This is a genomic window from Bradyrhizobium acaciae (assembly GCF_020889785.1).
Taxonomy (GTDB): Bacteria; Pseudomonadota; Alphaproteobacteria; order Rhizobiales; family Xanthobacteraceae; genus Bradyrhizobium; species Bradyrhizobium acaciae.
Genome location: NZ_JACMYK010000066.1, coordinates 1 through 24,164, shown reverse-complemented (window position 1 = coordinate 24,164; position 24,164 = coordinate 1). Strand labels below are relative to the sequence as shown.

Below are 24,164 nucleotides of genomic sequence, written 5' to 3'. Positions count from 1 at the left end.
CGGTCGAGCCGGGCGACGACACTGTCATTGGGGCGCGCGCCTCACTTCGCCCTCAGGAAGTCACCCACCTCGAGCAGCACGAACTCGTCGTCATCGGCCTTGTTCGGGTCGCGGCTCGAGGAGAACGGCAGGTTGTTGTCGTTGCCGACGATGATGTGGTTCTCGTCGACGCGGTCGACATTCTCGATGGTGAAGAACGGGAAGGTGTAGACGCCGTCATTGAGCGGCTTGCGCGCCTTCTTGTTCGGATCGCGGATCTTCATCAGGTCGATATAGGCGATCTTGCGCACGGGCTTGCCGACATTGGCGTCGGACAACTCGATCTTGTAGACGCGCTTGAACCTGGCGAGGTCAGGGAAGCAGTTTTCGCCGCGCTGGCCTTGCGGGCAGACCTTGTCCGCGGTGCCTTCGCCATTGTCGCGCTCGATCACGAGGCCCTGGGTCGGGTCGATCATGTTGAAGTCGCCGATCGCATTACCGTTCTGCTCGAACACATACTGCCAGTAGCGCCCGGTGAATTTTTCCGCCGCGACGTCGAATTCGAGGATGCGCGAGGCTTCCTTGCCGTCGACCTTCTCCCAGTCCTTCTTGTCGGCATCCCACAGCGGCCCTTCGAGCAGGCCGTAGAGGAATTTGCCGTCCTTGGAGGAAGCGAAGCCCTCATAGCCCTTGGAGCGGCGCAGATTGACGTTGGTATAGGAGGCGCCGGGCGCGCCGGGCGACTGCACTGCCCAGTGATCCGGCGAGCGCACCGGCTTGCCGTCCGCGACCGTCTCGAACACGGCGAGGATCTTGCCGGTCTTGTCGGCCTTGAGGATGTAGGGCCCGAATTCGTCGCCGATCCAGAAAATGTCGTTGATGACCTGGAATCCCTCGGTGTCGAAGTCCGCGCCGGTGAGGTAGCGCTTGGCGGTGTCCTCATGCACGATGCGGAATGGCACCTTCTTGTCGGGGTCGTGCAGGAACACGGTCTCCTGGCGCTCGATCTTGCCGTTCGCCCAGTCCATCTTGTAGCGGTTCAGGTACAGCATCGAGTCCGCGGAGTTGTAGCGCGAGCCCATGCCGTTGTCGGTGATCACCCAGAACGAGCCGTCGGGCATCGCCTTGATGCCGGAATGGCCCTGCAGCGGCTGGCCCTTGAACGGCAGCGACACGCCGGTCGGCCGTTCATAGGACTTGCCCATCACGGTGCCGATGGCATCGACGCGCTTGCCGGTGGTGTATTTGCCGGAGGTTTTCAGATCGTTCGGCGCATCGGCGGGCGCATCGATGAAGCTTTCGGCCGGCATCACGGCGTGTCCTGCCAACGTCGCCGGAAATTCACCTTCGCTCTGCGCCAACGCCGATGTGGCGAGCAGGAGCGAGGCGACAGAGCAGAGCAGTGACAGGCGCATGGTTGATCTCCCAAGGAAAGATACGACGAGATAAACGATGCGGTGTTCTCCGAGGCGCCTGTTACAGCCGGCTGACAGTTTTGTGAATGACGCATATTGCGACGGGATAAGGCTTGCGGCGTTACGTCGCCTTCCTCCGTCATGCGCGACCTTGTGCCGGTCTCGCTGAAGCCGGTTTCCCAGCGCGGCCTTGAGCCATCCATGATATCAACGGGATCAACCGGCGGATCGCTCGCCGATGTCCACCGCTTAACAGGAGATCCCTTTCATGTTCATCGCAATGAACCGGTTTCAAGTGATCAGGGGCAGGGAGGAGGCATTCGAGACGGTCTGGAGCACGCGCGATTCCTATCTTGGCGGTGTTCCGGGCTTCATCGAGTTTCACCTGGTCAAGGGGCCAGCCGCTGAGGACCACACGCTGTATGCCACTCACACCGTGTGGTCCAGCAGGACGACGTTCGAGGACTGGACCAAATCGGAAGCGTTCCGCCGTGCCCATTCCCGCGCCGGCAACGAGACCGGCGGCAGCCTCTATCTCGGCCATCCCAGGTTCGAAGGCTTCGAGGTGCTGATGACCGAGCGCTCCAAGGGCGCCGCGGCGTGACGCAATTGCTCAAATGCCCCCGCTACTCCTTCACGGCGCCGGTCAACGACGACACGTAGTAGTCGACGAACAGCGAGTAGAACAGGGCGACCGGCAGCGAGCCGAGCAGCGAGCCCGCCATCAGCGCGCCCCACTGGTAGACGTCGCCGGTGACGAGCTCGGTCAGGATCGCGACCGGCACCGTCTTGTTGGCGCCACTCTGGATGAAGGCGAGCGCATAGATGAACTCGTTCCACGACAACGTGAAAGAGAAGATGCCGGCCGAGATCAGGCCGGGCACCGCGAGCGGCAGCGTGATCCGCCACAGGATCTGCAGCCGCGTCGCACCGTCGACCAGCGCGCATTCCTCGAGCTCATAGGGGATCGACTTGAAATAGCCGATCAACAGCCAGGTGCAGAACGGCACCAGGAAGGTCGGGTAGACCAGGATCAGCGCTAAGGGTGAATCGAACAGGCCGAACTGCACGATCACGGTGGCGAGCGGAATGAACAGGATCGACGGCGGCACCAGATAGGCGAGGTAGATGCCGAGCCCGACATAGGGGCTGCCGCGGAAGCGCAGCCGCTCGATCGCATAAGCCGCGAGCGTCGAGGCGAACAGCGACAGGAAGGTCGAGCCGATCGCAACCAGCATGGTCGTCTTCAGCCAGCGCGGATACGACGTCTCGAACAGCAGGTGCTTGATATGCGCGAGCGTCGGCGAGGTGATCCAGAACGGGTTGTGCTCCTTGTAGTTCAACAGCTCCGCGTTCGGCTTGAACGAGGTGATCGCCATCCAGTAGAACGGGAACAGCAGGATCAGGATGAAGCAGGCGAGCGGCAGATAGATCATCACCACGCGCCGGGTACGGGAATCCCACGCCATCGTATCCGGCGTGGCGCTGGCGACGTTGGAAGCTACGACGTCAGTCATTGGCTTCTCCCTGCTGCCATTTGCGGCGCGCGAGGCCGAAGTAACTGAACAAGGTTGCGAACACGAGGAACGGGATCATCGAGACTGCGATCGCCGCACCCTCGCCGAGCTCGCCGCCGGCGATGCCGCGCTGGAACGCCAGCGTTGCCAGCAGATGGGTCGAGTTGACCGGGCCGCCGCGGGTGATGGCGTAGACCAGCTGGAAATCGGTGAAGGTGAAGATGATCGAGAACGTCATCACGATCGCCAGGATCGGCATCATCATCGGGAAGGTGATGTAGCGGAAGCGCTGCCACGAGGTGGCGCCGTCGAGCATTGCGGCTTCATAGAGTGAGGGCGAGATGGTCTGCAGGCCCGCCAGCAGCGAGATCGCCACGAACGGGATGCCGCGCCAGATATTGGCCGCGATCAGCGAGAAGCGCGCCGGCCAGGGCGAACCGAGGAAGTCGACATTGCTGTCGCGCAGGTGCAGCACGTCGACCAGCAGATAGGAGATGATCGAGAACTGCGGATCGTAGATCCACCAGAACGCCAGCGCCGAGAGCACCGTCGGCACGATCCACGGCAGCAGCACGATGGCGCGGATCAGGCTCTTGAACGGGAAATGGTTGTTGAGCAGCAGCGCCAGCCAGAAGCCGAGCGCGAATTTTCCGAAAGTCGCGACCGCGGTGTAGAAGATCGAGTAGAACACCGCGTTCCACCACAAGGGATCCTTGAGCAGATACTGGAAATTCTCGAGCCCGATATAGATGCCGCGCTGACCGATCGTGGTGTCGGTGAAGGCGAGCCAGATGCCGAGGCCGAGCGGATAGGTGAGGAACACCAGCAGCAGGCCGATCGCTGGCGCAAGGCACATCACGATCAGGAACGGCTTGTAGTCGAACAGGCGCGCGAGCCGGCCGGGTCGCTGGAGCGCCGCACCGCCGCGCGATGGGAAGGTCGTTACGGACATTGAATGCTCGTCGTGTCGTCATTGCAAGGAGCGAAGCGACGAAGCAATCCATTTCTCGTCGTGGCGCTATGGATTGCTTCGCTTCGCTCGCAATGACGGTTGATTTAAGTTTCGCAGTTCAATGAGCGCCGTTACCGGTTCTGCCGGCGGAAGTACCGTTTGGCGCGCTGCTCGGCTTCCGCGGCGGCGGCCTCAGGCGTTGCCGCATCGGTCGCGACGGAGGCGCACATCTGCACCAGCACGTAGTCGGCATTGACGGCGCCGGTCGCGGTCGAGATCGGCCCCTTGTAGCCGTTGTAGTAGGGGCTCTTCATCGTGTCCTTGAAGATCGCCACCTTGGGATCGCCCGACCAGACCGCAGCGTCCGCGTAGGCTGCGAGCGGCTGCGACCAGTAGCCGGAGTTGGCATTGAGCCAGGGCTCGTACTGCTCCTTCTCCAGCATGAATTGCAGGAACGCTTTCGCTGCATTGGGATAGGGGCTGTGCTTGAACACCATGGCATTCAGGGTGAGGCCCGACATCGGCGAGGTCGGTGCCAGTCCCTTCGGTAGCAATTGGTGCTGCGTGTCGTCGGCAACCGCCTTGGTCGCGGGATCGTTCTTCAGCGAGAAGTACAGCGAGACGCCATTCGCCGTGAGCCCGATCTCCTGCGACGAGTAGGCGCGGTTGTTGGAGACGTCGTTCCAGGACGGCGTGCCGGCGATGAAGGTCGGATAGAGTTCCTTCAGATATTTCAGCGCGGCGATCGTCTCCTTGCTGTTGATGATGATATTGCCTTCCTCATCCAGCAGTGCGGCGTTGTGCGACCACAACAGCCAGTTGGCGAAGCCGTTGCCGTCGCCGACGGCGTTGCCGAGCGCGAAGCCCGCCGGCTTGCCGGCCGCCTTGAGCTTCTTGCAGAGTTCGAGGATGCCGGCATGGTCTTCCGGCACCTTGTCGAAGCCGGCCGCATTGACCAGCGACTTGCGGTAGACCAGCGGGCCACCCGAGGCGCCGAACGGCAGACCGATCCAGCTCTTGGATTTGGAGCGCATGCCGTAGCGTTTTGCGAGCGCGAGCCAGCCGCCGTAGCGCTTGTCGAGATAGTCGGCGACGTCGGTCAGCTCGATCAGCTTGTCGATATAGATATGCGGCGCATCGCCGAAGCCGATGATGATGTCGGGCCCGGCACCGGAGTTCGAGGTCACCGCGGTCTGCTGGTTGATGTCCTCCCAGCCGACGAAGTCGACCTTGATCTCGACGCCGGTCTTGTCGGTGAACGTCTTGGCATTGGCGCGGAACACGTCTTCGTCGGCCTGGACGAAGCGCACCGGCCGCAACATGCGCAAGTTCGCGCCCTTTTCGATCGGGAGCGACGGTGCTGCCACGTCGGCAGCCTTAATTTTCGACGCTTCCTGCGCCGAAGCGCCAGTGACGGCCAGTGCCGCTGCGGAAGCTCCCAGCGCCAGCGCGCCGCGACGCGTGACCTCATACGTCATGTCGTTTGCACTCCCTGTCTCTATTGCTCCTTCCCGGCGTTGACCGCCGGTGAAGGGTCTTGTCGTCTCGGCGCGCGAAAGGCGAGACAAGCCTTCGCGCGGAGAGCGTGGTCCCGCCTAGCTGTTCGGACCGCGATCCATGCTGACGGGCTGCCAGCGGCGCAGCGCGGTGTTTTGCAGCACCGACGGGTTGACGCAGCTTACCGGCCACATGCCTTGCAGCACTAGTGACAATTCGTAGCCCACGCGGCGCTTGCGCGCTTCGTCAAAACGTGCCGATGCCGAGGCGACATGCGCGGTCAAGGTAACATTGTCCATCCCGAGCATCGGATTGTTGTGCGACGGCGGTTCCTTTTCCAGCACGTCGAGCGCGGCGTGGGCGATCCAGCCCTCCTGCAGCGCCTTGATCAGCGAGTCCTCGTCGACGGTGGCGCCGCGGCCGGTGTTGATGAAGACGGCCGATTTCTTCATCTGGCGAAAATGCTTCTCGGTCAGCATGTGGTGCACCTCGGGCCGCGCCGGGGCGTGCATCGAGACGAAATCCGACTGCGACAGCACCTCCGACAATGTCGAGGGGATCACGCCGTGATCGTACATCAGCGTTTCCTGGATGAACGGATCGTAGGCCATCATCCGGAGGCCAAACGGCGCGGCGCGCTTGGCTACCGCGCGGGCGACCCGGCCGAACGAGATGAAGCCGAGCGTCTGGCCCATCAGCCGCGGAATCTTCAAGAGCGCCGGACGGCCTTCGGCCCAGCGGCCGGTGCGCACCATCTTGTCCTGCTCGATCAGGCGGCGGAAGCCTGCGAGCAGCAGCATCATGGCGTGGTCGGCGACTTCCTCGATGAAGGTGTCGGGGATGTTGGTGACGGGGATGCCGCGGGCGGTGGCGGCCTTGACGTCGACCGAGTCGACGCCGACGCTGCCGAGCGTGATAACCTTGCAGTTTTCGAGTGCGTCGATGACCGCCTTGGTGATCGGCATTCCCTTGGCGTAGATCGCGTCTGCGGTGCGCGCCGCGGCGATGAATTCGGCTTCGTTGGCCGGCGCCTCGACGATCTCCGCACCGATCGGATCGAGCGCCTCGCGCTCATAATCATAGCCGCCGCCGGCGACCGTGAAGCTCGCGCCCTTCGGCGTGACGACCCTGAATTTCGACATTGTCTGCTCCCGATGTGAGGTCTTCTGTTCTTGCTTTTTGCTGGTTTGCTTCTTGATCTTCTTGCTTCTCGGAGCGCGGCCTGGATCGCCGCTTTTCCTACTTCTACGCGAGCGGTGCTGCTCACTCTACAATTGCCGGTTGGTCCGAGGCCCGATTCTCCGGGCTTCTACGGGGAACCACCGTAACCATCAGGTAAAGGGTCTCACATTACGGTGACCGGAATCAATCCGCCAATCGCGTCGCGTTCCCCGCCTCTTCTGGAGACCCCCGTGAAGCTTTCAAATCTGAAGATCACCCCCAAGCTCGGCATTCTGGTGGGGGTGGCGCTCCTTGGCCTGTGCACGGCCGGCATCCTGGCAATCAATCTGATGCAGCGTGAGATGACGAATGCGCGCATCGACCAGGCCAAAGCGATAGTCGAGATGGCGAAGAACATGGCGGCGAGCCTGAAGAAGGAGGTCGACGCCGGAAAGATGACCAAGGAAGCGGCGCTCGCCGAGTTGGGCAAGCGCGGCAACGCGATGACCTACGATAACGGCTCGGGTTATCTGTTCGGTACGGACTACAACGGCATCACGGTGCTCGCGCCCGATCCGAAGCAGGTCGGCACCAACCGCATGGATGTCGTGACCAATGGCCGCAAGCTGTCGCAGGAACTGATGGACGGCGTAAAGTCCAAGGGCGATATCCTGCTGTTCTATGAATATGTGAAGCCGGGCCAGGAGACGCCGATCCGGAAGCTCGGCTATGCCGTCGCGGTTCCCGGCTTCGACATGTATCTCGGCACCGGCGCCTATCTCGACGATATCGACGCCAAGATGCGTCCTATTGCCTGGTTGCTTGGGCTCGCGATCATCGGCATCGGCATCGTCTCGAGTTCGGTCGCCTGGCTGATCGGCCGCAGCATCTCCCGCCCGCTCAATTTGCTCGGCAGCCGCATGCGCGACATCGCAGACGGCAAGCTCGACGGCGACATCCCCGGCGTTGGCCGCGGCGATGAGGTCGGCGGGATGGCGGCGACCGTGCAGATCTTCAAGGACAATGCGATCCGCATCCGCGGCCTGGAGCAGGCCGAGGCCGAGACGCAGGCGCGCGCCACTTCCGAGCGCCGCAACGCGATGCAGGATCTTGCGAGCGATTTCGAGCGCAGCGTGAACGGCATCGTCCGTACGGTGGCCTCCGCCGCCGCCGGCATGCAGACGACGGCGCAGTCGATGACCGCGACCGCAAGCGACGCCAGCGCGCGGGCTGCGACCGTCGGCGCGGCCTCCGACTCGGCCTCCAACAATGTCGGCACGGTTGCTGCCGCGGCCGAAGAGCTGTCCAGCTCGGTTGCGGAAATCTCCCGCCAGGTCGCGCGCTCGAGCGAGGTCGCCAGCCAGGCGGTGGCCGATGCCGAGCGCACCAACGCGACCGTGCAGGCGCTCTCCACCGGCGCCGAGAAGATCGGCGAGGTGGTCAAGCTGATCCATTCGATCGCCGCCCAGACCAATTTGCTCGCGCTCAATGCCACCATCGAGGCGGCGCGCGCCGGCGAATCCGGCCGCGGTTTCGCGGTGGTCGCCTCCGAGGTGAAGGCACTGGCGAACCAGACCGCGAAGGCAACCGAGGAGATCTCGGCGCAGGTTGCCGCGATGCAGGCGTCCACCGGCGAGGCGGTGACCTCGATCGGCGGCATCACCGCGACCATCGCGCAGATGAGCGAGATCACCGCCTCGATCTCGACCGCGATCGACCAGCAGGGCGATGCGACGCGCGAAATCGCCCGCAACATTCAGCAGGTCGCGGCCGGCTCGAGCGAGATCTCCGCCCATATCGGCGGCGTCACGTCAGCGGCCGCCGCCACCGGCACGGCGGCGGGCGACGTGCTGTCGAATGCGCGCGAGCTCGACACCCAGTCCGGCATGCTGCGCAACGCGGTCGACGAGTTCCTGCAGAAGGTCCGCGCGGCGTAAGGCCGGCACGATCAAGCGACGTCATCCGAATGCCCGGGCCTCGCCCGGGCATTCACATTTTGAGCCGCCTCCTGCTTCTCGATCCCGGCGTCGGCGATCAGCTCCTCCCACAAAACGAGCTGCTCGGGGGTGCGCTGCCAAAATATCGAAAACAACCCCATGCAAAGGAGCCGGTGACGGCGGCCCGCCAACTTGACACGTCGGGCAAATCAGTGTCATATTTCTAATATTCAGAAATATTGGCCGTGGTGTTACGATCCCTCCGCGAAGACCTGCGCGACGTGAAACGCCTTGGTGGTGACGAGCCACCTGCCGTCGATCCGGTGAAACACGAGATGGTCGATGAAGCCGGTTTGGCCGGCCCTGACCCGCACCTTGGCGATGGCGAGATCGGACGCGGTCTGCTCGATGCTGATGATCGCTTCCTCGCGCGGCGATCTCATCGACGCCGGCGAGGGACGGCTGCGGATGAAGTCGCGGAATTCCGCCGCCGACCGCACCGTGTGCTTGCCGTCCCGGATGCCGTGCACGATGCAGGCATCGGCGAAGACGTCGCGGAACCGGCTGTCGTCGACGTCGTACATCAGGTTGAAATATCCATCGATCGCGGATGCGATGGCCTGGATGTCGCTCATTGCAAAGTCTCCGTAGCGGATGATGTGGCGGTGGCCTCACCGGACCAGACCGGTGATCTGCGCCGACAGTGGCCGATATGGTGGCGGAGTGCTACGACCGGGCGGTCATCTCTTGGATGACTGAGAGGCATCGGCATGGACGAAGTTGACGGTCGGCTGGTTGACGGGCTGGTGGTCCTCGCGGCGCTGGCGGATGCGCGCAGTTTCGGCCGTGCCGCCGAACGGCTCGGCATGACGCAGTCCGGCGTCAGCAAGGCGATCGCCAAGCTCGAGGCGCGCCTCGATGCCAGGCTGGTCCACCGCACGAGCCGGGCCGTCGAACTCACCGAGGAAGGGCGCGCGTTGGTCGAGCGGGTCGCCGCGCATCTGGCCGGGATCGGTGAGGCGGCGGCGGAGACCTCGAAATCGCGCGATGCGGTGCGCGGCAGGCTGCGGGTCAATGTCGACCCGCTGTTCTCCCGCATGGTGCTGTCGCCGAAGCTGAGCGAGTTCCTGCTGCAGAATCCGGGCATGGAGTTGCGTATCGAGACCCGCGACCGGATCGCGGATCTGGTCAGCGACGGTTTCGATCTGGCGGTGCGGTTCGGCGAGCCGGTGCCGTCGGCGCTGATTGCGCGCCGCGTGCTCGATGCACGGGTACTCACCGTGGCCTCGCCGATCTATCTCGAACGACACGGCCGGCCGCTCGACCCGCGGGAGCTGGCGAGCCGCGACCATCAGTGCATCCATGCAATCGACGCGGCGACCGGGCGTCCCTTCGATTGGGAGTTTCGGCGCGGCGGCGAGGTCGTGCCGGTCGCGGTCAACGGGCGGCTCACCGTGACCGATTCAGGAACCAAGCTCGGCGCCTGCCTGGCCGGTTTCGGCATCGCGCAGGCGATCGATATCGGGCTCGACGATCATCTGCGGAGCGGGGCGCTGATCGAGCTGTTTCCGGACTGGCCCGACGAGCGCTTTCCGCTCTACGTCTATTACGCCTCGCGTAACCACGTGCCGGCCAAGGTGAGGCGGTTTATCGACTTCGTCACGGAAACGCTGGCGTCAAAGTCACGTTCGACCCGCAAATCCGCTCCCCTGCGCAAGGTAAGCTAGCCATGTCTTGGGCATCAGCTAGCTCTTCGCCGATCCTTTGGCTGATGCTTGCCGTGAGGCGATGATGACGCCGGCGAGCACCAGCGCGTAGCCGATCAGATGAAAAGGCGCCAGCGTCTCGCCGAGCAGCAGGATCGCCATCGCCGAGCCGAACACCGGCACCAGATGAAAGAACGGCGCGGCGCGGTTCGGGCCGATCAGCGCGACGCCACGGTTGAAGAACAGATAGGCCAGCGTCGACGGGAAGATCAGCGTGTAACCCAGCGTGGCAAAAGTCAGAAGGTCGAGCTTCAGCGTCACGCCGTTCAAGAATTCCCAGATTGCCACCGGCAACAGCATCAGCGCACCGCAGCAGGTGGTGAACGAGATCAGCGAGAGCTGATGGATCTTCGGCCGCCGCGGGATCAGTGCCGAATAGAGCCCGAACGACACCAGCGAGGCGCCGAACATGATGTCTCCCCGATTGAAGCTGATGCTGGCGAGCGCCGAGAAATCGCCGCGCAGGATGATGGTCAGCACGCCGGCCAGCGAGATCGCGATGCCGGCAGACTGTGCCGGCGTCAGCCGGACGCCGAACAGGATCAGCGACCACAACGCCACGAACAACGGCCCCGCCGACTGGATCAACAGCGCGTTCAACGCCTCGGTATACTGCATCGCCCAGTAGGAGATCGCGTTGTTGAACGCGAAACCGACCGCGGACAACAGCAGCATCAGCGGCAGTGCCCTGCGCAGCTTCGGCCAGTCCTCCTTCAAATGCGGCCAGGCGAACGGCAACAGGATCAGGAACACGCCGAACCATCGGATCGTAGTCAGTGTGACCGGCGGCACATGGCTGCCGACATGACGCGCCAGCACGATATTGGCGGCCCAGAACAGCGACGTCAGGCTGAGCAGCAGATAAGGCTGGTTGTTGAGCCAGTGCAGCGGCGAGCGGCGCGGGGTTGTGGCAGGTGCGGGCAAGGCGGTCATCGTTTCGCGAATGTTGTGCCCGAATCCGCCGCCGCGACAAGACGAAAGTGCGGATTGGAGCCATGCGCGAGGGCGGCGCTAGCCAGCTGTCGTATGGGTCGAAGTTGTCATTACTTGAGAATACAAACCAGAATACTCGACCTGCAATCCGTCATCCTGAGGTGCGAGCGGAGCGAGCCTCGAAGGATGTGCGGCCCCACTTTGGCCGATTCATCCTTCGAGGCTCGCCGAAGAGGCTCGCACCTCAGGATGACGGGGATGGTGTTTGAGCCTGACCTCGGACGCACGCCTATTTCTGCGGCCCCGACAGCGAGATGTCGCGCTCGGCGCGAAACACGTTGCTGTAGAGGTTGGCGATCCATTGCCGTCCGCTGGAGGTGATGTTGAGGTGGCGGATCGCCTTTTGCACATGCGGTGCCACGCTGTCCCAATAGAAGCGCGGATAGAGTTCGACGAGATCGGCCGGCGAATCGTAGCCGAGCTGGCGGTTCAGTCCGGCCTCCTCGAATTCGAGGTACAGCGCGTTGGCCTTGCGGATGTAATGGGGATCGCCGAGCTGGCCGATCAGGTCGGCGGCCCGCAGCAGGATGGCCTCCTCTCCGAACTCCTCATTGCCGTCCGGAGCGGTTTGCGGAAAGCGTGTGCCCTCGATGGCGCGCACAATGCGCTCCTTGTCGAGCAGCGCGACGCCCTTGAGCCGCTCCATCACGAAGATCTTCGAGCGGTCGACGTGATAGGACATCAGCCCCGCATCCGACGAGCCGCGCGGCAGGATCACCTTGCGGCCATCGGCGGCAACCAGATAGCCGTTCTCGTCGTCGGCATCGAACAGCCCGCGTACATAGCCGATGTCATGGGTGAGGCAGGCGATGATGACATGCGCATAATCCTCCGCGCTCATGTGCGAGTGCAGCGCGCGGCCCCGCAGGATGGCGTGGCCGGCCAGGGTTACCAGCATGGTATGCTCGACATTGTGATAGAGCGCGTCGCTGTTGCCGATGCATTCGAGCGCGATCCGCGCGATCGAGGGCACCATCTCGACCAACTGAGTCTGCGAAGAGCCGAAGCGGCGCTGCATATATTCGCCGAGGAATTTGCTGAGCGCGTCGGCCGCAAGTTCGGGAAGGGTCATCACGGCATTGACCTCCGAGATCGGGTGGTGAGCTTACGGCCTGGCAGCATTTCAGGGTAGTCCCGCGGTGTGACATAATGTTTGCGGCCGGACCGTCCCGGCCAGGCCGATACGGCCTTCGGGGAGCGTCTGATGAGTGTCGATCTCTTGAACGTCAAAGGCCTGAACGAGCTGGATCAAGAGGCTCCGGTCGTGATGGTCAATCTGATGCGGTTTCGCGCGCGATCGCTCGACGGCGACGGCTCGGGCTGGGATGCCTATCTGCGCTACAGCGCGCTCACCGTCCCCATGATCAAGGCGCGCGGCGGCACGTTGCTGTGGACCGGCAATGCCGAGACGGTCGCGCTGGGCGAGCCGGCCGGCCAGCGCTGGGACTATCTCGCGCTGGTTTATTACCCGAGCGTCGCCGCCTTCATCGACATGATGACCTCGGCCGACTACGAAGACCGCTGCGACCCGCATCGCCGCAATGGCTGCGAGGAGCACGTCATCATCGCGACCCGCGAGTCCTACAGCAAGTTCAAGGTCGGGTGAGGGGTGTTAGAACGCACTCTACGTGACCGCATATTCAGCTGTATCACCGTCACCCTGAGGTGGCCGCTTCTTCAGCGGCCCTCGAAGGGTCGACGGCCCCACCGTGGCCGATTCATCCTTCGAGGCTCGCAAACGCTCGCACCTCAGGATGACGGGTCTGACAGATTAGCAAGCGCTGCATGGCACGCCGCCTGCACCACCTTGCAGACTTCATCCTTCGACCGCCCCGCGCTCAGCGAGGCGAAGGTGGGGTAGCTGGTCAGCGCGAAGATCAGGTCGACGGCGTCCCTGCGGGCCTGCGGTGACGCGCCTTTGTCCGCGATCCGCTCGGTCAATGCGGTGACGCCGCGGCGGCGTCGTTCGTTGCGCTCGCGGATCGCCTCGGCGAATTCGGGATCGGTCGCCATCGCGTCGTGCAGGCGTCCAACGGCGGAATCGCGGCTCCAGAATCCGCAGAAGATCTCGACCATGCGGTCGAGCGCGGCGCGCGGATCGGCCATCGCCATGGCGTCGGCGAGCTGATGCAGCCCGCCATGGCGCGCGATCTCGTCGAACACGGCCTCGAGCAGCCCGCGCCGCGACCCGAATTGATTGTAGACGGTCAGCCGCGTCACGCCTGCCGCCTTCGCCACCGTATCCAGCGAGAACCGCGCGATACTCTCGCCTTCGCGCAGCGTGCGCGACGCGGCCTCGATCACGCGCTCGCGGGTCTCGGCGGCAGCGGCGCTGCGGGCCGGGCTCACATAGCTGCGCGGCGGCATCGGCTTGTGCTTTCGTCATATTGAGTATACATAATGTATATCTAATTTCCAATGCCCTTTGGAGCAACATCATGCAGGCCGTCCTCATCATAGCGCTGTCCCTTCACGTCCTGTCATCGGTGTTTTGGGCCGGCTCGAGCTTCACTTTGGCGCGCACCGGTGGGCTCGGCGGCGAAAAGCTGCTGTTTCCGCAGATCGGCGCTGCGACGGTTGCGATCGTGACCGGCGCCACGCTGTGGCGCCTGGTCCATGAAGGTTCGTTTGCGCTGTCGGAAAAGATCCTGGCCGGCGGCGCGATCGCCGCACTGGCCGCAATTGCGGTGCAGATCATCGTCGGCGGCGGCGCGATCCGGCAGTTGCGCAGCGATGCGGGTGATACCTCCGCCGCACGTTCGCGGCTGGCCATTGCGCAGCGCATCGCGGCCGGGCTGCTCGCGGTCACGGCGCTCTGCATGGGCGCCGCGCGCTACGCGTGAGCCTTGAGCGCGATGAGATTGGGTTAAATCGGTCTGGCGCGGCCTCGGTTCACCTCTCCCCATTGGGGAGGGGTCGGATTGCGAAGCAATCCGGGTGAGGGTTCTTGCTCTCTCGATGAGCCGTAACCCCTCACCCGATTTGCTGCGCAAATCGACCTCTCCCAAGGGAGAGGTGAAGGTTCGACGCCGCTCTAGCTCGACCCAATCTCATCATGCCTAGAACTTCCGCACCAGGTCCGGGGTGATCTCTTTCAGGCTGCGGATGCCGAGCAGCGCGAGGTCGCGATCGATCTCGGCATGCAGCAGCGAGATCGCGCGCGACACACCGGCCTCGCCCGCGGTCACGGCGGCATAGAGGAACGGGCGGCCGACCCAGACGAAATCCGCACCGAGCGCCAGCGCCTTGATGACGTCGGTGCCGCGGCGGATGCCGCCGTCCACCATCACGGTCATATCGCCCTTCTGTGCGGCGATCTCCGGCAGCGTGCGCAGGCCCGAGACGGTGTAGTCGAGCTGGCGTCCGCCATGGTTGGAGACCATCACGCCGTCGCAGCCGTGCTCGCGCGCCAGCCGCGCGTCTTCCGGCGAGATCAGCCCCTTGACCACGAGCTTGCCGTTCCAGCGCTTGCGGATCAGCTCGACATGCTTCCAGGCCAGCTGGTCGCGGCTGCCGATGTTGCGCATCAGGTTCTTGGACAGCACCGGCGGGCCCTGCTTGGCGTCCATGTTCTCGAAATGCGGCATGCCGTGGTTGAACACGGTGCGCGCCCAGGTGTTCAGCAGCCAGTCCGGATGGGTGATGGTGTCCCAGAACACCCGCGGCGTGATCTCGAGCGGCACCTGGAAGCCGTTGCGGATGTTGTTCTCGCGGTTGGGCGGCACCGGCACGTCGGCGGTGACGACGAAGGTGTCGTAGCCGGCCGCCGCGACGCGATCGACCAGCGGCTCGATGCGCTCGGGGAGCCCTGCGAGATAGGCCTGGTACCAGGCCTGCTGATTGGCGGTGCGGACGTCCTCAAGCCGGATCAGCGAGGAGGCCGAGAGGATCATCGGGACGTTGGCCGCCGCCGCGGCGCGCGCCAGCACGATGTCGCCGCGATAGGCGCACAGCGCCGACGAGCCCATCGGTGGAATGCCGAACGGCGAGGCGTAGGTCTTGCCGAACAGCGTCGTGGTCTGGTCGCGGCCGGAGACGTCATTCAATACGCGCGGCACGAAGCCGTATTCGTCGAACGCCCGGCGATTGTCTGACCGGGCCGTGTCGGTCTCGGCGCCGCCGGAGACGTAGCCGTAGAGGAATTTCGGCAGCAGCCGCCGCGCCTGCGGCTCGAAATCGTCGAGCGTGAGATAGCGCCGCAAATGCCGAGGCACCGCGGGGGCTGCGCGGTTGACGGTCGCGGGAGGCGGGGAAAGGGCTGCGGTCCGGTCGTGCACGTCTGGCGTTTCCGTTGTTCTTGGTTCTTGACGCAGGCAGTCTAGAGCACGAACCTGACAAGTGCGAAGCGGTTTTGCCTCGCGGCAAACGCGGAACGCGTTGCGCGGAGATCATGGTTCAACACGGGGCTGAAGCGCGCTGATATGCCCTAAAGCGCGATGAGATTGGGTCGAATCATCATCGCGCTTGAGCTCTTTGTTTGATCATGATCTCCGCGCAAACGCCTTTGGCGTTTGTCGCGAGGGAAAACCGCTTCGCACTTTTCCGGATCGTGCCTTAGCGCCTGGCGGCGGGCCCGGCAATTTTCGCGTTGAACGCGTTGACGGATTGGCTGACGTCGCTGAGCGTCTTGCGCGTCTCGGCGATCATGGCGCCGGATTTCTTGTCGAAACTCTGGATCAGCTCGCGCAGCGAGATCACGGTCGGCAGCAGCTCGCCGCCATATTTGTCGCTGCCGAAGCTCTTCAGGAACTTGTCGGCTGACGTCATCTTGGCGTCGACCGCGCTGATGCCGTCGTCGGCGGCATCGATGAAGCCGGCAATCAGCTCGCCATTGCCGGACAGCGAGTTAGTAAAGTTCTCGAGCCCGAGCAGCGAGTCCTTGATGTCGGCCTCGTTCTCGGTGATGACGCGGTCGACATTGCGCAGCGCAACCCGCAGCTTCTCCTGGATGCCCATCGTGCCTTCGGCGTCGGCGGTCAGCTCGGGAATGCCGTCGGCGCCGAGCGCCGGCGGCGGAGCATCGTCGGTGCCGCCGGTGAAGGAGATCGAGGCGATCCCGGTCAGGCCCTGGAATTCGAGGCCCGCCTGGGTGTCCTTCCTGATCGGGGTATTGCCCTCGATCCGCGTCATCGCCACCACGCGGTGACGGTCGAGCCGGATCGAGACCACCTCGCCGATCCGCACGCCGGCGAAGTTGACGCTGGCGCCGCGACGCAGGCCGGAGGCCGAGCCCTCGAAAATGACGCGGAACGGCACCATCCGCTTGATGCCGGCATAGCGCTGATAGCCCAGCCAGCCGCCGAGCGAGCCGGCGACGAGGGCCAGCGTCAGGGTGCCGATCACGAGATTGCTGGCGCGCGCCATGCGTTTGGGACCTGTCCGCGAAGCAGAGCTCAAGAGATAGCGGATTTGCCGCCGCCAGTCACCGCGTCCCAGCGGATCGGATCAGGCTGACTGCTTCCGCGATGCCGCAAAGACACCGGCCAGCACCAGCGCGAAGCCGATGAAATGGAAGGCCTGCGGATGCTCGCCGATGAACACGATCGACATGACGGTGCCGAACACCGGAACCATGTGGAAGAACGGCGCGGCGCGGTTGGCGCCGATCAGCTGCACACCGCGGTTGAAGCACAGATAGGCCAGCGTCGAGGGGAACACCGCGACATAGAACAGCGACAGCAGATTGTTCGTCGTGAGCTGCATCACCGGACGCGCGCCGAGTTCCCAGATGAGCAACGGGATCAGCACCAGCGCGCCGCAGCCGAAGGTGAAGGCCGCGACCGACAGGCCGTGGATCTTGGGCCGCTTCAAGGTCAGTACCGAATACAGCGCGAAGATCACCAGCGCGACGATGAAGATCAAATCGCCCTTGTTGAACTCGATCTTCGACAGCGTCGTGAGATCGCCGTGCAGCAGGATCACCAGCACGCCGGCGAGCGACAGCAGCACGCCGAGCAGCTGCGCCAGCGTCAGCCGCGCGCCGAGCAGGATCAACGACCACAGCGCGACCAGGAGCGGCAGCGCGGATTGGAACAGCAGCGTGTTGAGCGCCTGGGTGTGCTCGAGTGCCCAGTATTGCAGCGTGTTGAAGGCGCTGATGCCGGTCATCGAAAGCAGCATCATGATGCCGAGATTCTTGCGGATCGCAGGCCAGTCGCGGGCGAGGTGCTTCCAGGCAAACGGCAGGATGATCAGGAACGCCACGAACCAGCGCAGGAACGACAGCGTCACCGGCGGAATGTGGCCGGCCGCGAGCCGGCCGACGATCGCATTGCCGGCCCAGCACATCGCGGTGATGCAAAGCAGCAGATATGGCTGGTTGGCGATCCAGGAGCCGGACGCGGGCGCGGTGGTGGAATCGGAGGCAGACATTCGATCAGGCCCGGGTTCACGACGCCGCGGACCGCCCGGCTGGCTGCGCCGGGCCGGAATGGATCTCCCCGGCCCCTGTCACAGACACGGATTCCGCCATTGCATCAATGGGGATAGACGCATCGCGACCATGCGCGAAGTCCCCTTACGGAGAGCGGCCAGCGAGTTCTGCTCAGCCGGTCCGCAAGAGGCAACCTGATCCGGCGCGCGCCGCTAGCCGGCGCCCGGCGGTGTGGTCTGGCGCTTGACGATCTGCTCGGCGAGCTCGATCAGGATCCGCTTGGTGTCGGGGTCCTGTACGTCGCGGAACACCCGCAGCATGCGCAGTTCGAGCAGGGATTGCAGCGACTCCGCCGCCTGGCCGCTCTGTGTCGGCGCTGTCGCGGCGGGCCGACGATTGAGGATGTCGGCGGCAACCCCGAGCATCTCGGCAACGGTCGCCAGGCGGCCGGTATCGACCTTCACCGTGCCGTCCACGCCGTTTTTTTGCAGGGAGGCCCCGCTGCACAGGATCTCGGCGAGATCCGCCTGCGACAGCCCGATGGCGCGCCAGCGCGCCTGCACCAGTTGATCGATCTGATCGTCCTGCGATGTGCTCATGGTGCGCCTAGGCGATCTCCAGCTGCGTCGGTCCGTGGACAGCATTCCCGCGACGAATGTTGGTAGCAAATCGAGCAGGGGGTCGTCGCGACGGGACTTCTACGGATTATTCGGATCGACAACTGGTCTCGCCGAACCGGGCGACGTGCCGGAAGATCCGCACCTGTACTCCGGCCGGTCAATCGCGCGGGGCGCGCACGCTATGATCCGGGATGCTCGCATTCGCGTCATCCGGCCTTGGCCTTATTAGCAAGACCGTGCGCGAATGCAATCAGGGGGCGATGAATGAGATGAATCCAACCGGAATGTGTGACCTCGCCACACAACCGTCGTTTCCTCGCGAAGCGATGCCGGGGGCGCGGAAGCTGCCTTGCGAGCGCCGCGACGGTTGCGCAGTGCCGCCGCTCACAAGTCGATGATCCCGAGTGCGATGCTCTTTGCCACGCCGTGGGTCTTGTTGGATGCCTCGAGCTTGCGCAGCGCCTGCTTGATGAAGCCTTCCACCGTCTCCGGAGAAATACCGAGGATCTGCGCGGTGTCGACCACGGTCTTGCCGCGCGCCGCCCAGGCCATCACTTCCTTTTCGCGCCCGGTGAGCTTGATGGTTTCGGCGGCGTCGGCGGGCTTCAGGATGGTCGGTGCGTTGCGCTGGTCGCGGTTGACGATGTCCATCGCCCGCTGCACCCAGTAGATCATCAACAGATGCAGTTCATGCCGATGGCAGATGAACAGCTTGTCGAAGTCGCGCGGTTGGTCTTCCCAGAAGAACACCGTCGAGCTCGAATGCACGGCGCCGAGTCGGTCGCGATAGTGGAAGGGCACCACGAAGCCCTGGCGAAAGCCGTGATCCCGCGCGGCCTCCATCATCTTCAACGCCGGTGGACGCTTGTGGCCCTGCCGCTCCGGCAGCTTGAGCTCGCCCCAATGGAACGGCGTGTTGGTTCGCCGTACCCGCGTCAACGCCGGATCGGAATGGACGAAGTCGTTCTGGATGTAGGCACGCTCCCATGCCGGCGTGTAGGTGCCAGTGTGATAGGGCAGGTCGAGCTCGGGCCGGCCCGCATCGATGAATGCGAAGCTGGAGAAACCGTAGTTTTGGATGACCCGGTGCAGCGACAGTCGAAGCTCGTCGATCGTGCCCGACGCCTCGATGCTCGAAATGGCTTCTTCCAGGACCATTGAGTAAAACCCCCGGTTTCCGGGGGTACCACAATTAAGCCTTTTTGTCCCAGATGCCGGCGACATCTGGAGGCGGAGGGAATGTCGCACCTTTGGGGGGAATACCACGCGCTCGTCACCACCGAAGAGCGCTATCCGGCGCACGTTCAGGCGATGCTCAGGCTGCGCAAGCGGCTGTTTGTCGATCATTGCGGCTGGCTTCTGAGCACCACCGGCGACGTCGAGCGCGACCAGTTCGACGTCTGGTATACCGAACACTGCCTGCTGTTTCTCGGCTCGGAGCTGATCGGCGGCTTCCGCGCCATCCGCACCGACTATCCCTATCTCACCAAATCGGTTTTCCCGCAGCTGGCGCAACGCCGCTTTCCCAGCCGCCGTGACGCCTGGGAAATCAGCCGGTTCGGCGTGTTGCCGGGGGCCGCAACCGCATCCGCCGCGCGCGTCAACTACGCGCTGATGTTTCGCTTTGCCGAACTGCGCGGTGCGGCGGCGCTGGTGGCGATGGCCGACCTTACCTATGAGCGCTTCCTCGCGCGGATGGGCATCCACACCCATCGCTACGGTCCGCCGCAGGTGATCGGCAACGACCGCTTCGGCCGCCCGCTGACGGCGCTCGCCGGCGAGATCCCACTCGATATCGCCGGCAACCCCGGACTGACCAAATTCCTCGACCTTGGACGGCAATTGGAGATCCACGATGCCACACATGTTCTCGGACGTTCGAGCGTTTCGGAGCGACCCGCTCAAATTCCTGCTTGAGCGCGGCAACGCCTCGCCGCTCGGGCTGGTGCCGCTCCATCTGGGGCCCGCGCCGGTCCTGCTGGTGAATGATCCGGATCTGATCCGCCCGATCCTGAAGGCACCGGAGGCCGACATCGGCAAGGGCCGGCTGATCAAGAAGCTTTCGCCGGTGCTCGGCCAAAGCTCGCTGATGCTCCACGGCGACGAGCACAAGCGGCGGCGTGCGGTGCTGCACAAGCACATGGCCAAGGGCAGCGTCGAGAAATACCTGCCGCAGATGTGTGCCGAGATCCGCGCGGTCGGCGCAAGGCTGGCGCGGCTCGGCTCGTTCGATCCGCATCGCTTCACCGCGACGCTGGCGCTGCGCACGATCTGCATCGCCGTGTTCGGCGCGCAGGTCATTTCGTCCGGCGACGAGGAGGCCCTGGTGCAGGCGGTCGGCACCATCGAGGATGATCTCGCCGACGAGATGTTCCGCGTGCTGCCGCTCGGGCCTGTGTCCTGGTATCGCAGGCGGCAGAACCGGATTTGCGCCAAGCTTGCGATGTCGACCGTGGTGCAGCGGCTGCGCAGCAGCGCCGGCTCGACCAGCGCGCTGCGCGATCTCGAGGCGCTCGGCCTCAGCGATCGCGACCTGCACGACGAGATTCTCACGCTGCTGCTGGCCGGCCATCACACCACCGGATCGACCGCAGCCTGGGTGCTCTATCACATGGCGGCCAATCCCGCGCTGATGGACGAGATCGCGGACGAGGCGGCCGATTGCATCGGCGACGACGGCGAATTGCGCGTCGACGCGGTCAGGCGCGCCGACGTCAGCGCGACGCTGGTCAAGGAGGTCTGCCGGCTCTATCCCAGCGCCTGGTGGTTCTCGCGCGAGGTGATGCAGCCGGTGACGATCGGCGGGCGCGACCTCAAGATCGGCACCTCGCTGTTGATCTGCCCCTGGCAATTGCAGCGCGATCCCAGGCATTTCGAGGAGCCGGACAGCTTCCTGATGACGCGGCGCTACAACACCGACGCCTACATCCCGTTCGGAGCCGGTCCGCGCGCCTGCGCCGGGATGGGGGTTGCGATGCTCGAGCTGCAATTGCTCGCGCTCGAGATCGCAGCCGCCTATCGCTTCACGGGTGTCAGCCCGAATCCGGCGCCGTGGCCGAAAGCCTCGGTGACGCTCGTGCCGCCCCCGATGACGATCGACATCGAAGTCCGCGAAATGCGCTCGCGCATCCTGCATCTCGGCGAGGAAGCCGAGCGCCTGCCGTACATTCCACCCGTCGGCGCGGCGTCCATCAGCACCCTACAATCGGTATCCCAATGACAACTCAGATAACAACGGCCAGCATCGGGCAGAGGGCCATGGATCAAGTGCAAGTGCGCAGTTTGCGCGACGTCATCGCGGTGTTGATCGAGCAGCGCAGCATCGTGACGGCGGCCGGCGCAGGTTTTGCCGCGCATCTGCTCGATCTCGCGATCATGCAGCTCCGGCTCAACGTCAACGACATCACGGCAGAGGAATTGACCGGCCTGTCCGACTACGTCGGCGCGGAGTTTTCCAGGGACAAGTCCTCGCATTGATCGCACGCAGCGTTTTCGAGCGAAGTGGGCACCGGTTCGCGTGAAGAAGACGCGTCAAAACGAGGAGTCGAGCTTCGGTTTCGATCGAAACGGAAGCTCTAGTCCTGCGTCGCCACCAGCGCCTTCATCGTGGCGCCGGCGGCGAGCGCGGCGTCGTTCGGATCGATCTCGATCTGCAGGCCGCGCTGGCCGCCGTTGACGAAGACGGTGACATGGGTGAGCGCGGTCTCGTCGATCGCGGTCGGCACCTTCTTCTTCTGGCCGAACGGGCTGATGCCGCCGACATGGTAGCCGGTCAGCCGCTCGGCGTCGGCCGGGCGCATCATCCTGGCCGACTTGCCGCCGAGGGCTGCGGCAAGCTTCTTCATGCTGACCTCGCAGTCCGACGGCACCACGGCGCAGACCGGCTTGCCGTCGACTTCCGCCATCAGCGTCTTGAGCATCCGGTTCGGATCGACGCCGAGCGCCTCCGCAGCCTGCAGCCCGATGCTCTCGGCGCTGGAATCGTAGACATAGGTATGGAGTTTGAAGGCAAGGCCGAGCTTGCGCAGCGCCATCGTTGCTTGTGTCGAATTGGGCATGGACCCTGCCGGTTGATACGGCCGAATGATCGCCGCAATGGGCCCGGCGATCAATCGGCCGTATGGCCGGCCTCAGGCCGCGCCAACATTAAATTCCCGCGAGCGCGGCGCAACCTGGCGCGGCATGGAATTTTCAGGGGATATCAAAGGGTTGTAGCCCGTCTAAAAGGCGTAAACGACCCCGTTCTTGCTTGCGCAGCCGACCCGCTTCCGTTATCCGGTAGGCGCCTTGCGTGCGCGCGGCCGGGCGCCGTGATTTGGGCTGGGCATATCAATGCATGATCGCTGTGGGCGGACGCGTTTTCGCCGCGATCATGGTCTCTGAAACACCTGAAGGGAACATCTTCGCAATGGCCAATGTTGTCGTCGTCGGCGCCCAGTGGGGTGACGAGGGGAAGGGCAAGATCGTCGACTGGCTGTCGGAACAGGCCGACATCGTCGTGCGCTTCCAGGGCGGCCACAATGCCGGCCATACGCTCGTGATCAATGGCCAGACCTACAAGCTGGCGCTGCTGCCCTCCGGCGTGCTGCGCCCGAACAAGCTGGCGGTGATCGGCAATGGCGTGGTGTTCGATCCGCAGGCCTTCCTCGACGAGGTCGCCAAGCTGAAGGGGCAGGGCGTTGCGGTCGGTCCCGATAATCTCAGGATCGCCGAGAACGTCACGCTGATCCTGCCGCTGCATCGCGAGCTCGATTCCCTGCGCGAATCCTCCAACGCCATCACCTCGATCGGCACCACCCGCCGCGGCATCGGCCCGGCCTATGAGGACAAGGTCGGCCGCCGCGCCATCCGCCTGATGGATCTCGCCGATCTCGATACCCTGCCGCACAAGATCGACCGCCTGCTGGCGCACCACAATGCGCTGCGCCGCGGTAACAATCTGGAGGAGATCGACGGCAAGAGCATCCTGGCCGAGCTGTCGGCGCTGGCGCCGAAGCTCCTGCCCTATGCCGAGACGGTATGGCGGCTGCTGGACCTCAAGCGCCGCGAGGGCAAGCGCATCCTGTTCGAGGGTGCGCAGGGCGCGCTGCTCGACGTCGACCACGGCACCTATCCCTATGTGACGTCGTCCAACACGGTGGCGGCGCAGGCCGCGACCGGCACCGGCCTCGGCCCGGGCGCGGTCGGCTATGTGCTCGGCATCTGCAAGGCCTACACCACCCGCGTTGGCCAGGGCCCGTTCCCGACCGAGCTGAACGACGAGATCGGCGAAGAAATCGGCCGCCGCGGCAAGGAATTCGGCGTCAACACCGGGCGCAAGCGCCGGGTCGGCTGGTTCGACGCCATGCTGGTGCGGCAGACGGTCCGGACCTGCGGAATTGCCGGGCTGGCGCTGACCAAGCTCGATATTCTCGACGGGTTCGACAGCATCAAGGTCTGCATCGGCTACAAGCTGGACGGCAAGGAAATCGACCATCTGCCGGCGGGCGAGGGTGCACAGGCCCGCATCGAGCCGATCTACGAGATCATCGAGGGCTGGAAGCAGCCGACCGCCAATGCGCGGTCCTGGGCGGACCTGCCGGCCCAGGCCATCAAGTATGTGCGCCGGGTCGAGGAACTGGTGGGGTGTCCGGTCACCCTGCTATCCACCAGCCCGGAACGTGAAGATACTATTCTGGTACAGAATCCGTTCGAGGCTTAACGGGATATTACCTATATCCCTCCAATTGTGTGGAAATGGCTGACTACTACCCGCTGATCGCCCGTGCCATCGCCGGATTGGACCCAACCGCCCCCGGCGAAGCCCGCCGTGCGCTGTACGCGCGGGCGCGCACGGCGCTGATCCAGCAGCTCCGCGGCGTACAGCCTCCGCTCTCCGAGTCCGAGATCACCCGCGAACGGCTGTCGCTGGAAGAGGCGGTTCGCAAGGTCGAGTCCGAGGCCGCGCAGCGCGC

Annotated in this window: 24 protein-coding genes and 1 pseudogene; 10 read left to right on the top strand and 15 right to left on the bottom strand. The window is 64.3% G+C overall.

Features of this window, described 5'->3' with window-relative positions; genetic code table 11:
* Positions 1–41 precede the first annotated feature (41 nt).
* The gene (locus H8A92_RS23365) at positions 42–1,394 is read right to left on the bottom strand and encodes an esterase-like activity of phytase family protein (RefSeq protein ID WP_229197944.1); all 1,353 of its coding nucleotides are present in this window, start codon (positions 1,392–1,394) and stop codon (positions 42–44) included.
* A gap of 268 nt (positions 1,395–1,662) precedes the next feature.
* On the opposite strand from H8A92_RS23365, the gene hmuQ reads away from it, so the two are divergent.
* Positions 1,663–1,998, top strand: coding sequence for a heme-degrading protein HmuQ (gene hmuQ, locus H8A92_RS23360; RefSeq protein WP_229197943.1), 336 nt, complete (start codon positions 1,663–1,665; stop codon positions 1,996–1,998).
* Positions 1,999–2,020: 22 nt separating this feature from the next.
* Here the strand turns inward: hmuQ and H8A92_RS23355 are convergent, their stop codons facing one another.
* From H8A92_RS23355 to H8A92_RS23340, 4 genes are all read right to left on the bottom strand, one after another.
* Positions 2,021–2,863, bottom strand: coding sequence for a carbohydrate ABC transporter permease (locus tag H8A92_RS23355; RefSeq protein ID WP_420831354.1), 843 nt, complete (start codon positions 2,861–2,863; stop codon positions 2,021–2,023).
* 40 nt (positions 2,864–2,903) lie between these two features.
* Positions 2,904–3,863, bottom strand: a complete 960-nt coding sequence (locus H8A92_RS23350; RefSeq protein WP_229197941.1) for a carbohydrate ABC transporter permease — start codon at positions 3,861–3,863, stop codon at positions 2,904–2,906.
* 131 nt (positions 3,864–3,994) lie between these two features.
* Positions 3,995–5,341, bottom strand: a complete 1,347-nt coding sequence (locus tag H8A92_RS23345; protein ID WP_229197940.1) for an ABC transporter substrate-binding protein — start codon at positions 5,339–5,341, stop codon at positions 3,995–3,997.
* Between the two features lie 117 nt (positions 5,342–5,458).
* Positions 5,459–6,502 carry a C-terminal binding protein gene (locus H8A92_RS23340; RefSeq protein ID WP_229197939.1) on the bottom strand — a complete coding sequence of 348 codons (1,044 nt, stop codon included), beginning with the start codon at positions 6,500–6,502 and terminating at the stop codon, positions 5,459–5,461.
* A gap of 270 nt (positions 6,503–6,772) precedes the next feature.
* On the opposite strand from H8A92_RS23340, the gene H8A92_RS23335 reads away from it, so the two are divergent.
* Positions 6,773–8,458 carry a methyl-accepting chemotaxis protein gene (locus H8A92_RS23335; RefSeq protein WP_229197938.1) on the top strand — a complete coding sequence of 562 codons (1,686 nt, stop codon included), beginning with the start codon at positions 6,773–6,775 and terminating at the stop codon, positions 8,456–8,458.
* A 251-nt stretch (positions 8,459–8,709) separates the two neighbouring features.
* Here H8A92_RS23335 and H8A92_RS23330 read toward each other — a convergent pair whose 3' ends face one another.
* Positions 8,710–9,093 (bottom strand): nuclear transport factor 2 family protein, encoded by a 384-nt coding sequence (locus H8A92_RS23330; protein WP_229197937.1) that lies wholly within the window; start codon positions 9,091–9,093, stop codon positions 8,710–8,712.
* 135 nt (positions 9,094–9,228) lie between these two features.
* Between H8A92_RS23330 and H8A92_RS23325 the strand changes: the two genes are divergently transcribed.
* Entirely contained in the window at positions 9,229–10,185 is a 957-nt protein-coding gene (locus H8A92_RS23325; protein WP_229197936.1) for a LysR family transcriptional regulator, read from the top strand.
* An 18-nt stretch (positions 10,186–10,203) separates the two neighbouring features.
* Here H8A92_RS23325 and H8A92_RS23320 read toward each other — a convergent pair whose 3' ends face one another.
* Positions 10,204–11,157 carry a DMT family transporter gene (locus H8A92_RS23320; protein ID WP_229197935.1) on the bottom strand — a complete coding sequence of 318 codons (954 nt, stop codon included), beginning with the start codon at positions 11,155–11,157 and terminating at the stop codon, positions 10,204–10,206.
* A gap of 289 nt (positions 11,158–11,446) precedes the next feature.
* Positions 11,447–12,292, bottom strand: coding sequence for a metal-dependent phosphohydrolase (locus tag H8A92_RS23315; RefSeq protein WP_229185143.1), 846 nt, complete (start codon positions 12,290–12,292; stop codon positions 11,447–11,449).
* A 129-nt stretch (positions 12,293–12,421) separates the two neighbouring features.
* Here H8A92_RS23315 and H8A92_RS23310 point away from each other — a divergent pair, with 129 nt between their 5' ends.
* Positions 12,422–12,823 carry a DUF1330 domain-containing protein gene (locus H8A92_RS23310; protein ID WP_229197934.1) on the top strand — a complete coding sequence of 134 codons (402 nt, stop codon included), beginning with the start codon at positions 12,422–12,424 and terminating at the stop codon, positions 12,821–12,823.
* A 143-nt stretch (positions 12,824–12,966) separates the two neighbouring features.
* Here the strand turns inward: H8A92_RS23310 and H8A92_RS23305 are convergent, their stop codons facing one another.
* A complete protein-coding gene (locus H8A92_RS23305) occupies positions 12,967–13,584 on the bottom strand; it encodes a TetR/AcrR family transcriptional regulator (RefSeq protein ID WP_229197933.1) in 618 nt (205 codons plus the stop codon).
* Between the two features lie 71 nt (positions 13,585–13,655).
* On the opposite strand from H8A92_RS23305, the gene H8A92_RS23300 reads away from it, so the two are divergent.
* A complete protein-coding gene (locus H8A92_RS23300; protein WP_229197932.1) occupies positions 13,656–14,060 on the top strand; it encodes a hypothetical protein in 405 nt (134 codons plus the stop codon).
* Between the two features lie 216 nt (positions 14,061–14,276).
* Here the strand turns inward: H8A92_RS23300 and H8A92_RS23295 are convergent, their stop codons facing one another.
* The 5 genes from H8A92_RS23295 to H8A92_RS23275 all read right to left on the bottom strand — a co-directional run bounded on the left by H8A92_RS23295 (position 14,277) and on the right by H8A92_RS23275 (position 19,368).
* Positions 14,277–15,431: an alpha-hydroxy acid oxidase gene (locus H8A92_RS23295; RefSeq protein WP_229197931.1), complete on the bottom strand. Its 1,155-nt coding sequence runs from the start codon at positions 15,429–15,431 to the stop codon at positions 14,277–14,279.
* A 340-nt stretch (positions 15,432–15,771) separates the two neighbouring features.
* A complete protein-coding gene (locus tag H8A92_RS23290) occupies positions 15,772–16,581 on the bottom strand; it encodes an MlaD family protein (protein WP_229197930.1) in 810 nt (269 codons plus the stop codon).
* Between the two features lie 81 nt (positions 16,582–16,662).
* On the bottom strand, positions 16,663–17,589 hold the full coding sequence (locus H8A92_RS23285) for a DMT family transporter (protein WP_229197929.1): 927 nt from the start codon (positions 17,587–17,589) through the stop codon (positions 16,663–16,665).
* 213 nt (positions 17,590–17,802) lie between these two features.
* Positions 17,803–18,189 (bottom strand): hypothetical protein, encoded by a 387-nt coding sequence (locus tag H8A92_RS23280; protein WP_229197928.1) that lies wholly within the window; start codon positions 18,187–18,189, stop codon positions 17,803–17,805.
* Between the two features lie 405 nt (positions 18,190–18,594).
* Positions 18,595–19,368, bottom strand: a complete 774-nt coding sequence (locus H8A92_RS23275) for a LuxR family transcriptional regulator (RefSeq protein ID WP_229197927.1) — start codon at positions 19,366–19,368, stop codon at positions 18,595–18,597.
* Positions 19,369–19,449: 81 nt separating this feature from the next.
* On the opposite strand from H8A92_RS23275, the gene H8A92_RS23270 reads away from it, so the two are divergent.
* The 3 genes from H8A92_RS23270 to H8A92_RS23260 are packed head-to-tail and all read left to right on the top strand — an operon-like array spanning position 19,450 to position 21,687.
* Positions 19,450–20,127: an acyl-homoserine-lactone synthase gene (locus tag H8A92_RS23270; protein ID WP_229197926.1), complete on the top strand. Its 678-nt coding sequence runs from the start codon at positions 19,450–19,452 to the stop codon at positions 20,125–20,127.
* A complete protein-coding gene (locus H8A92_RS23265) occupies positions 20,066–21,430 on the top strand; it encodes a cytochrome P450 (protein ID WP_229197925.1) in 1,365 nt (454 codons plus the stop codon). The genes H8A92_RS23270 and H8A92_RS23265 overlap by 62 nt, the downstream gene beginning before the upstream one ends.
* A 38-nt stretch (positions 21,431–21,468) precedes the next feature.
* Positions 21,469–21,687 carry a hypothetical protein gene (locus H8A92_RS23260; RefSeq protein WP_229185132.1) on the top strand — a complete coding sequence of 73 codons (219 nt, stop codon included), beginning with the start codon at positions 21,469–21,471 and terminating at the stop codon, positions 21,685–21,687.
* A gap of 98 nt (positions 21,688–21,785) precedes the next feature.
* Here H8A92_RS23260 and ybaK read toward each other — a convergent pair whose 3' ends face one another.
* Positions 21,786–22,268: a Cys-tRNA(Pro) deacylase gene (gene ybaK, locus H8A92_RS23255; protein ID WP_229197924.1), complete on the bottom strand. Its 483-nt coding sequence runs from the start codon at positions 22,266–22,268 to the stop codon at positions 21,786–21,788.
* Between the two features lie 350 nt (positions 22,269–22,618).
* Here ybaK and H8A92_RS23250 point away from each other — a divergent pair, with 350 nt between their 5' ends.
* Positions 22,619–23,911 (top strand): adenylosuccinate synthase, encoded by a 1,293-nt coding sequence (locus tag H8A92_RS23250; RefSeq protein ID WP_229185130.1) that lies wholly within the window; start codon positions 22,619–22,621, stop codon positions 23,909–23,911.
* A gap of 35 nt (positions 23,912–23,946) precedes the next feature.
* Positions 23,947–24,164 (top strand): annotated as a pseudogene (locus H8A92_RS23245) (hypothetical protein); the annotation flags it as partial.